This window comes from Micromonospora aridisoli, from assembly GCF_056150025.1.
Genome location: NZ_JAXCFK010000005.1, coordinates 218,311 through 230,651, shown reverse-complemented (window position 1 = coordinate 230,651; position 12,341 = coordinate 218,311). Strand labels below are relative to the sequence as shown.

15 protein-coding genes are annotated in these 12,341 nt (G+C 67.4%); 8 read left to right on the top strand and 7 right to left on the bottom strand.

Annotated features, from left to right (window positions below):
* The first annotated feature begins 60 nt into the window (after positions 1 to 60).
* Positions 61 to 636: a dihydrofolate reductase family protein gene (locus SM447_RS13120; protein WP_474573031.1), complete on the top strand. Its 576-nt coding sequence runs from the start codon at positions 61 to 63 to the stop codon at positions 634 to 636.
* Between the two features lie 152 nt (positions 637 to 788).
* On the opposite strand, the gene SM447_RS13115 is transcribed toward SM447_RS13120, so the two are convergent.
* Positions 789 to 2,018 carry a flavin-containing monooxygenase gene (locus SM447_RS13115; RefSeq protein WP_474573030.1) on the bottom strand — a complete coding sequence of 410 codons (1,230 nt, stop codon included), beginning with the start codon at positions 2,016 to 2,018 and terminating at the stop codon, positions 789 to 791.
* Between the two features lie 62 nt (positions 2,019 to 2,080).
* Between SM447_RS13115 and SM447_RS13110 the strand changes: the two genes are divergently transcribed.
* Together SM447_RS13110 and SM447_RS13105 are read left to right on the top strand one after the other, a co-directional pair.
* Positions 2,081 to 2,413, top strand: a complete 333-nt coding sequence (locus SM447_RS13110) for an ArsR/SmtB family transcription factor (RefSeq protein WP_474573029.1) — start codon at positions 2,081 to 2,083, stop codon at positions 2,411 to 2,413.
* Positions 2,414 to 2,581: 168 nt separating this feature from the next.
* A complete protein-coding gene (locus SM447_RS13105) occupies positions 2,582 to 2,953 on the top strand; it encodes an ArsR/SmtB family transcription factor (RefSeq protein ID WP_474573273.1) in 372 nt (123 codons plus the stop codon).
* Between the two features lie 267 nt (positions 2,954 to 3,220).
* Here SM447_RS13105 and SM447_RS13100 read toward each other — a convergent pair whose 3' ends face one another.
* The 3 genes from SM447_RS13100 to SM447_RS13090 all read right to left on the bottom strand — a co-directional run bounded on the left by SM447_RS13100 (position 3,221) and on the right by SM447_RS13090 (position 5,330).
* Entirely contained in the window at positions 3,221 to 3,550 is a 330-nt protein-coding gene (locus SM447_RS13100; protein WP_474573028.1) for a YciI family protein, read from the bottom strand.
* Positions 3,551 to 3,671: 121 nt separating this feature from the next.
* Positions 3,672 to 4,208 carry a hypothetical protein gene (locus tag SM447_RS13095; RefSeq protein WP_474573027.1) on the bottom strand — a complete coding sequence of 179 codons (537 nt, stop codon included), beginning with the start codon at positions 4,206 to 4,208 and terminating at the stop codon, positions 3,672 to 3,674.
* Positions 4,209 to 4,616: 408 nt separating this feature from the next.
* Positions 4,617 to 5,330, bottom strand: a complete 714-nt coding sequence (locus tag SM447_RS13090; RefSeq protein ID WP_474573026.1) for a TetR/AcrR family transcriptional regulator — start codon at positions 5,328 to 5,330, stop codon at positions 4,617 to 4,619.
* A gap of 130 nt (positions 5,331 to 5,460) precedes the next feature.
* Here SM447_RS13090 and SM447_RS13085 point away from each other — a divergent pair, with 130 nt between their 5' ends.
* Entirely contained in the window at positions 5,461 to 6,156 is a 696-nt protein-coding gene (locus SM447_RS13085) for a hypothetical protein (RefSeq protein WP_474573025.1), read from the top strand.
* Positions 6,157 to 6,271: 115 nt separating this feature from the next.
* Entirely contained in the window at positions 6,272 to 7,099 is an 828-nt protein-coding gene (locus SM447_RS13080) for a hypothetical protein (RefSeq protein WP_474573024.1), read from the top strand.
* A 425-nt stretch (positions 7,100 to 7,524) separates the two neighbouring features.
* Here the strand turns inward: SM447_RS13080 and SM447_RS13075 are convergent, their stop codons facing one another.
* Together SM447_RS13075 and SM447_RS13070 are read right to left on the bottom strand one after the other, a co-directional pair.
* Entirely contained in the window at positions 7,525 to 8,028 is a 504-nt protein-coding gene (locus SM447_RS13075; protein WP_474573023.1) for an NUDIX hydrolase, read from the bottom strand.
* Between the two features lie 707 nt (positions 8,029 to 8,735).
* A complete protein-coding gene (locus SM447_RS13070) occupies positions 8,736 to 9,503 on the bottom strand; it encodes a helix-turn-helix domain-containing protein (protein ID WP_474573022.1) in 768 nt (255 codons plus the stop codon).
* Between the two features lie 80 nt (positions 9,504 to 9,583).
* On the opposite strand from SM447_RS13070, the gene SM447_RS13065 reads away from it, so the two are divergent.
* The 3 genes from SM447_RS13065 to SM447_RS13055 all read left to right on the top strand — a co-directional run bounded on the left by SM447_RS13065 (position 9,584) and on the right by SM447_RS13055 (position 11,594).
* Positions 9,584 to 9,973 (top strand): nuclear transport factor 2 family protein, encoded by a 390-nt coding sequence (locus SM447_RS13065; protein WP_474573021.1) that lies wholly within the window; start codon positions 9,584 to 9,586, stop codon positions 9,971 to 9,973.
* A gap of 360 nt (positions 9,974 to 10,333) precedes the next feature.
* Entirely contained in the window at positions 10,334 to 10,783 is a 450-nt protein-coding gene (locus SM447_RS13060) for an NUDIX domain-containing protein (RefSeq protein ID WP_474573020.1), read from the top strand.
* A 241-nt stretch (positions 10,784 to 11,024) separates the two neighbouring features.
* Complete coding sequence (locus SM447_RS13055) at positions 11,025 to 11,594, top strand: class I SAM-dependent methyltransferase (protein ID WP_474573019.1); 570 nt, start codon at positions 11,025 to 11,027, stop codon at positions 11,592 to 11,594.
* A 248-nt stretch (positions 11,595 to 11,842) separates the two neighbouring features.
* Here the strand turns inward: SM447_RS13055 and SM447_RS13050 are convergent, their stop codons facing one another.
* A complete protein-coding gene (locus SM447_RS13050) occupies positions 11,843 to 12,331 on the bottom strand; it encodes an SRPBCC domain-containing protein (protein ID WP_474573018.1) in 489 nt (162 codons plus the stop codon).
* Positions 12,332 to 12,341 lie beyond the last annotated feature (10 nt).

The following is a 12,341-nucleotide window of genomic DNA, read 5'->3' as shown; positions in this document are numbered from 1 at the left end:
GCCGACTCCCGCTCGTCGCAGTGACGACAGCACGTCAGACCAACACCAAGGAGCAAACCCATGCGTACCCTGATCGCCACCGCGTTCGTCTCGCTCGACGGCGTCGTCGAGGCACCCGGCGGGGAACCGGGCTACCGCAACTCGGGCTGGACCTTCCAGGACATCGAGTTCGACGAGGCCGCGTACGAGATCAAGGGCCGCGAGCAGGAGGAGGCCGCGGCGATGATGATGGGCCGGGTCAGCTACCAGGCGTTCGCGCCGGTGTGGCCGACCATGACCGTCGAGTTCGCCGGCTACAACGCGATGCCGAAGTACGTCGTGTCGACCACCCTCAAGGAGCAGGACCTGGTGACCAACTGGGGTGACATCACCATCCTGCGGTCACTGGAGGACGTCGCCGCGTTGAAGCAGACCGAGGGCGGCCCGATCAGCATCCACGGCAGCGCCACGCTGAACCGCAACCTGTCCGACGCGGGCCTGATCGACCGGTACCACCTGCTGGTCTTCCCGGTCCTGCTCGGCGCGGGCAAGCGGCTCTTCTCGGACACCGACCGGGACAAGCAGAACCTCAAGCTCGTGGAGAGCGAGTCCTACGCCAACGGCATCCAGAAGCTGGTCTACGACGTGGCCCGCTGAGCTGTCCGGCGACGGCCCGGTCGGCGGGCACCCCCGGAGGCATTCCGGTCGGGGTGGATCCTGGCCGGGCCGTCGAGGTCCCGCCCCCGTAGCCCTTCACATCATCCGGTCCAGGCGAACCTGGACGAGTACGTCCACCTGTGCGGCCGAGGTCATCCGCAGCAACCCTGTCCTGCGATGATCGCGTCTGCCCTGGCCTCGGCGCCAGGAGGAACCGGCGGTCTGGGCGACAGGTGCGTCGCCGACGATTCCGACGGCAGTCTGAATGCGCGGTCTGTGCGGTCGGATGCCGTGGTCGGGGCTGTCGAGCGTGGCGGCCTGCGCCGTCCGGCCAGGTGCGCGGCGAGAGCACGCAACACATGGGTGGCGTCGCGGCTGACGCCGCGCAGCGTGTTCGAGGCGAAGGATCGTTGAAACTCCAGCCCCACGTAGGCCAGCCCGGGACGGATGGTGGAGAGTCCGCCCACGTGTCGGGGGGTGTCGTGCGTCCGGACGCCGAGGGGCCTCAGGTAGCCGAGGTCGGGGCGGTAGCCGGTGGCGAAGATGACCGCGTCCACCGCTTCGGTGGTGCCGTCGGCCCAGGCGACGCCGTCGGGGGTGAAGGCGGTGAACATGTCCCGGCGGGCGAGTTGGCGGGAGGTGAAGGCGCGACGGTAGACGCCGGTGTCGAGCACGGCGGCGTGCCGGATCAGGCGGGTGAGGATGCGCCGGGGGAGGCGGTCCGCGCCGGTGTCGCGTAACCAGTGGTGCAGATCCCGACCACCGATGTGCTGCGGCAGGAACCGGACGGGCTCACGGCTGGCGAGGGTGACGTGCGCGTGCGCCGTGAGTTCGTACGCGACCTGCACCGCGGAGTTGCCGGCCCCGACGACGATGACCCGCCTACCGGTGTAGGGCCCGGGTGAACGATAGTCGGCGACATGCACCAGGTCGCCGGCGAAGTCGCGGCGGCCGGGCAGTTCGGGCAGATACGGGGTGCCGAAGGATCCGCTGGCGGCGATGACAGCGGATGCGGCGATCTGGTCGCCAGCGTCGGTGTGGACGAGATACCCGCCGTCGACCCGCGGATGGACTTCGGTGACGCGCACGGCGGTGTGGATCTCGGCGTCGATCGTGCCGGCGTAGCGGTGCAGGTAGGCGACGACCTCGTCACGGTGGGGGTAGTGGTCTGGGTCTCCGTCGAAGGGCATCCCGGGCAGGGCGCTGTAGCGGGCGGGCGAGAACAGGGTGAGGCTGTCGTAGTAGTCCGGCCAGGAACCGACGGGGCAGTCGCCGGCGTGCAGCACAACCGGACGCAGACCGACGCTCAGAGCGCTACGAGCCGCAGCGAGGCCGGACTGGCCGCCACCAACGATGATTACGGGTTCGGCGTACGCGGGCATGGAACGATCATATCGTCATTTTGTTGAATGACAATATGAACGTGGCGAGAGAGGGTGTGACCATGAGCGAGACCGCCGCAGACCAGTTGACTGGACCCCAGCACGCCTCGCCAGGTCTCGCTCCGCAGACGCAGGAGTTCCTCAAGGCCCTCGGCAGCCCCACCCGGCAGCGCATCATGGCGCTGTTCGCCCGAGGCGCCGAGATGTCCGTGGGTGAGGTGGCCGAACAGGTCCGCATCAGCCAGGCCACCGCGTCGCAACAGCTGACCCTACTGCGACGCGGCGGAGTGGTCACCGCGCGCCGCGAAGGCAAGACGGTGTTCTACCGGGCCGACCGCGACGGTGCCCTCGCCGCCCTTGCGGACCTTCAGGCCTACCTGGCGACCTGCTGTTGATCGACCCGGCGTCGATCGTGTACCACCCTGCGGCTCACCTGGGGCCGCCCGCGCCGCGGAGCCTGGCCCGCAGGGGCGCCGACTGTGGCAACAGGGCAGAGGGAATGTCCTTGAATAAAAGTGATCCGCCACTCGTTCTACCAATCCAGAGGCGGTGTTGCTGCAACGATGCAAAGCGTGGGAGCCACGAAAATGACGACGCCTGCCATCTCGCCCCTTGCCGGCGAGCCGATCGAACGCGCCGATGCCGAGCGGCTGGCGGGAGTGCTCAAGGCCTTTGCCGACCCGGCCCGGCTGCGACTGCTCAGCCTGATCCAGTCGGCGCCCGAGGGCGAGGCGTCGGTGACTGACCTCACCGCGCCGCTCGGGCTTTCCCAGCCCACGGTCAGCCACCACCTTCGGATCCTCACCGAGGCTGGTCTCCTTGAACGGGAGAAGCGCGGCGTGTGGGCGTACTACCGCCTGGTGCCCTCCGCGATCGCGGAGATCGCCGACCTGCTGACGCCACCGCGCAAGCGGGCGACGAAGAAGACTCGCTGATCGGCATCGCCGAACGCCTCCACCGTCTGGCTGCGACCGGATGTGGAGGCCGCACGGCAGCCGGCGCGACGTGACGGCTGCCGGCCTGGCGACGCGCGCGCTCTGCGGCTAGATGAGTACGGCGAAGCGCCTTCGTCGGCCGGCTTCGGGGGCGGCACCTCTCCGGCCGCCCCCGTGCCGGATCGAATACTCGCCGATACCACCGCAGCGACGTCGCCCCCGTGCCGGCCACGCCCCGGGTCAAGCCTCAGCCGACGAGTGACGATCTCATCCCTGCAAGACCCGCCGCGGCTTGAACCGGCGAACCTCCTGCGGCCAGCCGCAGGCCTCCGCGATCTTGCCGGCCCACATCCGGGCGGCCGCCTCATCCGGCACATCCACGATGGTCAGGCCACCCAGGAACTCCTTGCTCTCGACATAGGGCCCGTCGGTGAAGACCATCGCACCGCTCGTGGCGTCGGCGGTGAAGACTGGGCCATCCTCTTCCTCCAGACCCCCCGCGAAGACGAACGCCCCAGCGGCCTTGATCTCATCAACAACCGCCCTGGCGAGTGGACCGCGCTCACGGAACCACTCCTCGGTGTGGTCACCACCCACTGCTGATTGAAGTAGATGAGGTACTCAGGCATGTCCACTCCCTGTGATCGTCCCCGGACCCGACGTCCGTCTCTGCATACGCTACGAACGGCATCCGGCAGATCCGACACTCTCCAGTCGCTCAGGGGAGAAGGGTGCGTCCCTCCCAGGTTCCGTGTTCGGACAAAGGGCGGAACCGCATGAACGCGGATTCGTGGTGGAAATCCCGGCGATGCTGTTCAGCCATGGCGACGGTATGTGTATGGGCCTGTGGGACGGCGCTGCGGCCGTGAACCATGTCGGTCATCTCACGGACGCTGCGCCAGATCGTGAAGGTGGAGAACGTGTGGGGCGGGCGTACCGCTGCGGTGGCGAACGTGGTGCCGGGGTGGCCGGCGACCAAGCGTTCGACAGGCCGCCCCCACCTCAGGAACCGGGGTAGTTCGAGAACCTTGAGCCGGGCGAGGGTGACGGCCACAATCGGCTCCTCCGGATCCCACCGGCCCGCCTGCACCGGCAGGCCGGCGAGCGCGGCCACCTCGCCGTAACGCCGCAGGTACTGCAATCGCACATGCCATCCGCCGTCGAGCCGCCGCCCCAGATCGTCGTCTGCGAGGAACCGCTCCAACGCCGATTCGTCGTCCCACTCGGCGAACATCGCAAAGCGTCGCAGTTGCATCCGTTCCACCGACAACGCCGGGGAGCCGAGTCGCATGAGCGCGAGGCATTCGGCGTGCCGCAGCCCAGCAGCCCGAGGCCTGCGACGCAGTGTGCGCACGGTCAAGGCCGGCGGAAGCAGTGCGAGATGGAACGAATGCATCATCGGCCCATGATCCCAATCGTCCGCACCCGCGTCCCCTTCCGCAGCGTGCGGGCTGGCGACGGCGGCAGGCGGACGTTGGCCTCACCGGCAGCCGTTCAGCAAAGGAACGATGACAGCCTCATCAGCCCCGTCGCCGTCTGACGCAGGCGCAGTCCCCACGGATAGACCGCGGATCGCGGCAGGAGAGTGAAGACCTCGGATGTTAGGTGGATTACTTCTGCGGAGCCCGCGGTGCAGAGGGCCCACGACGGTCGGTGAGCGTTGCTATGCGGAGGCTCTTAGAGGCTCGAGGGCGGCTAGGATGAGGTCGAGGCCGAAGATGAACTCCTCTGCCGGGTCGTAGCCGGCGGCGACGAGCGCTGCGGCGGACTCGTTGAGGTAGGGGAATTCGTCAGGAGGAAGCTGGGGTAGGTAGACGTCCTCGGCCATGTCGGCGAAATCATCGGCGGTGTCGAACGGCAGGCTGCTTTCCTGCAGGGCGAAACCGTAGACGTAGACGTCGAGCAACCAGTTGGCGTGCGTCGCCATCAGAACCGAGAAGCCAGCCCTCCGTAGGCAGGCGGTGACCGCTTCGCGGTGGCGGAGGTGCGCGGGCCCCGGCGATGTCCGCGACTCCATCAGGCCGATCGCCCACGGGTGGCGTGCGAGAACCTGTCGGGCGGATATCGACCGCCGTCGCATCGCCGACTGCCAGTCGGTCTCGTCGGGCGGGAGCTCGATCTCCTCGAACACGATGTCGATCATGGCGTCCAGCAGCTCCTCCTTGTTCGCTACGTAGTAGTAGAGCGACATCGCGCCCGCGCCGAGCGCGCCGGCCAGCCGGCGCATGCTCAGCGCGTGGACCCCCTCACGGTCGGCGATTCGGATGGCCTCGATCACCACCCGTTGCTTGCTCAGCCCCGCGTCGGGCGCGACCTGGCGTTTTTTCTTCCCGGGCACGGGTCTCCTCACTCGCTCGAACGGCTTGACAATCGTCAAGCGTACGCTCTTCGTACAGTGTACTAAACTGTAGTACAGTGTACGGCGTGCGGTGTACGAATCAGCGAAACAAACCCCGAACCCGCTCGATGACCCGCCTGCCAATCCGACCGCAACGAAGGAGTATGAGATGAGATCACCGAAGAACACCGCCACCACGCCAGCCCGCAGTTGGTTCGTTCGAGGCCGGCTCGTCGGTGCCGCGGCGATCGCGTTCGCGGTGTTGGTGGTGATAGAGAACGTGTTGTTTGCGGTAACGGGCGCGCTGCCCTACGGCGCTCCGATCGAGGAAGTGCTGGCCTACTATGCGGCCAACCGCGACGCGGTCGCGATCGTGTCCGGCCTGGTAGCCCTGTACCTGCCGCTGCTGCTCGTGTTCGTGACGGGCCTGCACGGCCTCGTGGAGCGGCGCGGCGGGGCGGGCACCGACTGGTCGCGCCTCGCCTTGGCCGCTGGCGCGACGCTGTCGGCCATCTTCGTGCTTGTCAACGTCCTGCAGATCGGGCTCGCGCTCTCCGCCAGCGGGCTCGCCGAGCCGACGCCCGCGTTCGGGCTCGTCTGGCAGATTCACGCGGCGGCGTTCGCGCTGGCGCTGCCGATGCTCGGCACCACCTGCATCGGCTCGTCCCTCGCCGCGCACGCGAGCGGGTTGACTCCGGCTTGGCAGCGCCTGCTGGGCATGGTGGGCGGGAGCCTGCTGCTCGCTGCAGGGCTGGGCAACCTCGCGATCGCCGACGGCTCGCCGCTGATCTTCGTCGGGCTCCTAGGGTTCGTCGCCTGGCTCGTCTGGCTGCTCGCGACCGGCGTGCGCCTCGTCCGGTCGTGACCGAGATGAGGGCGGCGCCGAGGTCGCGCACGCGGGGCCCTGTGACCCCCCACCACCAGCGGCCCTTGAGCTCTCCCGCCCCGCACGCCCCGCTGCCCCGGCCCGGCGAGTAGAATTGACGTTCGCCGAAGAGGTGGTGGTGATGCGGGCAGCGGGACGGGCCTCGGCAGTGCTACTGCTGCTGGCGCTGTTCGCGGCTGGCGGTTGTTCGGAGCCGACCGAGCGCGATGTCGTTCAGGCCCGCCGCGCGCAGCTCGATGTGGTCCGTGACCAGCTGCTCACCCTGGCCGACCGGCTGCCTGCGCCCGGGACGTACGCGGCGAACAGTTGTCCCCGCCCGATCCTGCCGTTGGACGAGGCGGCCACCATCCGCCGCCATGACCCGGCCGCCTCCAACGCGCTCATCATGATGGCCGGTGAGCTGGCCACGTTGCGTGCTGGTGGCTTCGATTCGCCGTACGACTTCAGCCTGACCGGCCGCGGGCGTGCTGACGGTGCGATTGTGTGGTCCAAGCTCTACGGTGCGCTGGGTCTGCGAGGTGAGACTGTCGCTGACACCCGGGCGTTGACGCTCGGCGAGCAGCTGCTGCTCTTCGACCACCTGCGGTACGTCATCGTGGTGCGGCCGACGGAGTACGTCGACCCGGTCCCCGCCTTCGCCTACAGCCCGTTCGCGACCAACGCGGACGGGTCGCCGGTCGTGCCGCCGGAGCGCGGCTTCGTGCGTCTCGACCTGCTTGTCATGGACCTCGCCGCGGCCGAGCTGCGGTGCGCCTTCGCGGTGAGCGCCACGCCTGACACCGCGTTCGCCGCCGGGGTCAACGAGCCGCTCGACCGGGCGGTCAACCGGCATCTGGCCGGGCGTGCCTGGGACGCCGTGGTGAAGACGCTCCGCGACCGGCGCTGCTGCGACACCATCGACCCACCACGCCCGGCACCGTGACAGTGCCGAGCCAGACAGAAACCGACTACCAGGAGAGGGCATCTACGTTCGTCGAGCAAGCATCCAAGTCGCGCGACCGGCCGTTCTCGTCGACAACAGCCCATCACGGCCAGGTCAGTCACGCGCGCGCCGGATCGCGGCATGGTCGGGCGCCCAACTCGGTCGTCCGTCTCAGCTCGGTCGCCCACCGAACCGCCACTGATGCACCTCGATTCCGGCGTATCGATCAGCGGAGAGGACTTCCCGCGCGCCGTCCCCGTCTGGCGCCTCCAGCAGAACTGCGGCCCCGAGCACCAAGGAACCGTCGTCGGACCAGAGCGGACCACTGGCAATCAACTCGTCGCGGAGCGGTAATCCGGTGGCATCGCCGGCCTCGCGCTGTTTCTCCGACAACGGGCACTCGCGGATCCCCGATCTGCGGCAGATCAGCGCGGAGCGCTCTGCGGCGGCCGGCAGTGCTCACCGCACTGCACCAGCCGACAGATTTCAGCGTCGAGAGCCGCCAGCGCGGAGATTTCCGTCCCGTCCCACCACCGGACGTCGGCGATCTCGTCGTTGGGGACGAATGGTTGGCAGCCGACGAGGCCGCAAACATAGACGGCGGAATACTCCAATCGTCGGTCAGGCATCAGCCGAAACTTGGCTGCGCCCACGAATGAAATGACCGGAACGGTCTGGCCGGTCTCTTCAACGAATTCTCGGACCGCCGCTTCCCTGGGTGTCTCACCTGGCTCAACCATGCCGCCCGGCAGTTCCCACTCCTTTCGCGATCTATTCAGCACAAGCAGGGTCTTGCCGTCGTATCGAGCTACCACCAACGCCAGCGTCAACGGGATGTCAGCCTTGAGGAGTTCCAAACTGCCCTCGGCTCCCGTCCTGAACTCCAGCAACTCATTGCCCGCAGCATCGATCATAATCGGGGACGCCATGAAACAGATTCTGCCACACGGTGCAGGTACGTGTGGCCGCCTGTGAATGGCGATCCCGATATCGGCGCGGGCCGGGTACGGCGACCAGGAGACTACTTTCGCACGTCCGAACGTCCTTGCACTCCGGAGGCGCGCTTATGATCGACGGTTACTGACAGCGCTGGACGGATCAGCGCCCTGCCTGCGGCATGTGCGTACGTCGTCGCCACCCCTAAGCTCTTCCCGTCCTGGCCCGAGGTGCGGTGGCTCCGGATGACCGCGCCCGCGATCCTGCCGGAGAGGGTGGCAGCCCGTTCGAGCCGGGCCGAGTCCGGGGGATGCCTCGCCATTGGCGAGGCGTCCTCAAGCCCTTTATCAGCGGACAGCGGCATGAGCATGCACGTCGCCTGAGGTAGCTTCTGCGGAGGCAGCCTCATGATCTGTTGCAGGACATGCCCGCCGAATCTCGCGCGGAGCTGACGGCGCTGTCCGCGCTGCAATCGACATCGATCCGGCTGCCGTGGCAGACATCCTCCGCTCGACTGAGCCATTTTGGGACACGATGGAACGAGCCGGTGGCCCCGTGGACTCGTGGGGTGGCGGCGAGACCGGACGGCACCTGACTCACGCGATCGTGACGCTGCACGGCGCGGGGTCCGCGGCATGCGCGCACCTGATCAAGAGACTGACGGACAGCCCGCCGCTCTCGATCGGGCGGCATAGGTGCGCTACTGCGTGAAGTAGGCGGCGCTCTCCGCGTCTGCCGGGTAGTAGGACTCGATCGCGATTTCGTCGATCGTGATATCCATCGGGGTGCCGAATGTGGTGATGGTCGAGAACAGTCGCAGCTCTCGTCCGTCGACGCGAAGGATCATCGGTATCACGACGTCCGGTTCGATCCGTTGACTCGACGCATTCTCCGGTTCGGGCGCCAGCAGTTCTTCGTAGAGTGCGGTGAGTTCAGGGTCGGGAGCAATGGCGAGCTGGCGTGAGATCCGGGTGCGGAACACCGCGCGCACGTCGGCCAGGTTGACGACCATGCGAGCGAACCCTCGCGGGTCCAGTCCCAGTCGCACCAGGTTGACCGGCGGCTGTAGCAGGTCAGGAGCCACCTGTGCGAAGAACGGGTTGACAGCGCGATTGGTCATCACGATGTTCCACCGGCGATCGAAGACCAGGGCCGGGTATGGCTCGTGCGCGCGGAGCACCCTGCGGACCGCGTCGTGGGCGGCTGCCAGCGCGTTGTCATCGAGCGGACGTTCTGCGTACCGAGGTGCGAAGCCGGCGGCGAGCAGCAGCCGGTTGCGATCACGCAGCGGCAGGTCCAGTTGATCCGCGAGTCGGAGGATCATGTCGGCGCTCGGCTTGGACTTACCGGTCTCGACCAGGCTGACGTGACGAGCCGAGACGTCCGCAGCGATCGCGAGATCCAGTTGGCTGAGTCCGCGGCGCTGCCGCCACTGCCGCAAGAGTTCTCCGACCGTGTACACGATCACGAAGCGTACTCATCGTCGAGTCGGACGCCATGAAATCCGATTTCATCGACAATTGAAGCGGCCACGGAAACACTGTATCCATGGCCACGGAGAACAAGAGCATCGTCCAACGGGCGCTGGCAGGACTGATCGAGACGGGCGACGTCGACGCGCTCGCACCGTTCCTGAGTGATGACTTCGTCCACCACAGGCCGGGTACAACCACATCGACCAAGGCCGAATGGCTCGCCGCCGTCCGCGCCGCGCTGGTACCGCTCGCCGGCATGCAGGTCGAGATCCATCAGGTGCTGGCAGACGGCGATCACGTCGTGATGTACTCGCGGCGCTGGCTTCCCGACGCAGGACCGGAAATCGCGGTCGTCGACATCTGGCGGATCGACGACGGGCTGATAGCCGAGGCATGGGAGATCATCGAGCCGGTGGCCCGGGTGGCCGCCAACCTGGTGTGGTGGGAACCTGCTCAGCACTGACCATGCGTAAGCACCTGCGATGCGGACCAGGCCGAATGCCAGGCCGGGTCCGCATTTTCTCCCATTACCGGATATCCGCTTCTCGGCACGTCCGGACGGCACCTGTGCCGGCTCGGCGGACGCTGCGCACCGCTTGTGCCGGCTGCCCCCCTTAGCCTTCACCCTTCACCAGGTCAGCAAGGTGCGCACAGGGCCGCTCGACCTCACGATGCCAGGCGCTGCCGATCACGGCTACGGGGTAGCTAACCTCCCTGACCCTCCCGTCAGCAGCCTCCACCGCAAAGCTGACCGGCATCCGCACGTCCGTGCATCCCCTTCGACCGGAGCGAGTTCGTCCTCCCCCTGTGCTCTAATCCCGGCATGCATGTCGTCGTCTGCGGCGCGCTCGTGGAGAACCGCGCGGTCCTGCTGGTGCACCGCAGCCCGATGCGCCGGGCATACCCGGATCTCTGGGATCTGCCCGGGGGACATGTCGAAGCGGGTGAGTCGGAACTACAGGCCCTCGCACGTGAGATGCACGAGGAACTCGGTGTCCGGATTGTGGCGGAGTCCTCGTCACGGTTGGGCGACCTGCACGCCGGCAGCGGTGAGGATGCCGTTCACGTCAGCGTCTGGCACATCAGAGACTGGGTTGGCTCTCCCATCAACCGTGCACCTGAGGAGCATGACGACATCGCATGGGTCGGGATCAACGAGTTGGGCGGCCTTCCGCTGGTGAACGGCGACCTGACGGCATTGCTTCGTTCTGCGCTTGACCGGCTGCCTCGTCTTGACGAAGAACGGACATCCGCATCGCCGAGCGGCTCGTAGAGCATCGCGGCTCGGTGATTCCGTGCGATTGAATCCGCTGCGTCCCGGTCATCGGCAAGCCGCGAGCGCTGGCTGTGCGTCGAGGGTTATGTAGGCGGCGAGGGAGTAGCTGGGGTGTCGGTCGAGGTTGTGCGGGCTCGTCCTCCGCGCGAGCTGCCCTACTCAACCCTGCTTGAGCATCGTGCGCCGGGCCTAAAGTGTCGCCGTGAGCAACCAGCCGGTACGTGATGCCTATTCGTCCATGTCAGCGCGGTACATCGCGCTGTTCGATGGTGGCTGGCAGGCCCCCGGCGACGCGGCGCTCATCCGGGGCCACCTCGCCGGCCTGGACGGCACGGTGCTCGATCTCGGTTGCGGCCCCGGCCACTGGACCGCCTACCTGCATTCGCTCGGCGCCGACGTGACCGGCATCGACCTGGTCCCCGAGTTCATCGACCACGCCCACGCGAACTTCCCCGGACCGGCGTTCCGGCTCGGCTCGATGACCGAACTGGACATCGCCGACCATTCGGTGGCCGGCGTCCTCTCCTGGTACTCGACAATTCACCTGCCGCCACCGGAACTGGACCGCGTGCTCACCGAGTTCCGCCGGATGCTGACCCCGTCCGGGAGGTTGGTGATCGGCTTCTTCGACAGCGACGACGAGGTGGCCGCGTTCGACCACAAGGTCCTCACCGCGTACCGCTGGCCGGCCGACGAGTTCTCCGCCCGCCTGACCAAGGCCGGTTTCACCGAACTCCAACGCCTGCAACACCAATTCCCGGACCGCCCGGACCGCAGGTACGCGGCCATCGCCGCAAGCGCCACCTGAATCCGCTGCACAGAGGCCTACATCCGGACGATGCCAAGGGTTCAGCCGATCTTTGATCACGACAAGGGTCCGAGACACGAGTCCAACCGGCGGGACAGGGCGACGGTCGTGGTAGCACGGCAACACGGAATACGCGACCGACGTCAACTGCACCAAAACGCGGCATGTCCTCGCGCCCGATCAAGCACCTGGGTCCGTTTGCGGACGCCGTCGCGAGGGCGGGCCAGCGTCTGGCCGGTGCCCTGCTTTCACCGCCGTTGCTGACGCGGACGTCCGGATTGCAGGGCTGCGTCAAGGCCGTTCAGCCGCAGCACGCTCGCGCCGCGCAGGTGCGCCAGGTCCACACTGCCATCGCCCTCGTATCTGAGAAAGGTCACCTGTTCGGTCCAGTCCAGGCGGGTTCCGTCCGCATCGACATCGAGCCGGACGGTGACCAGCGAGGTCCACCGCAGTTCGCCGTCGACGACGGCCTCGTAGCCATAGACGATCCGGTGAGTGCCCACGATGTCGATGTATCGCGACCGGTATTCCAGCCGTTCGGGCACGGTGTCCAGCCCGGTGTAGGTACTGCTGGCCGTCTCGCCTCCGCCCACTCGGAAGTCGTGCTCGTAGGAGGCTCCGCTGCCGGGAAGCCGGAACCAACGCCGCCTGATCGCAGTGTCGGCGAACGCCGTGAAGACCTCGCCCGGCGGCACGTCGATGTGCCGCGAGATCGTGAACGTGTCGTGCCGGACCATGCCGTTCCTT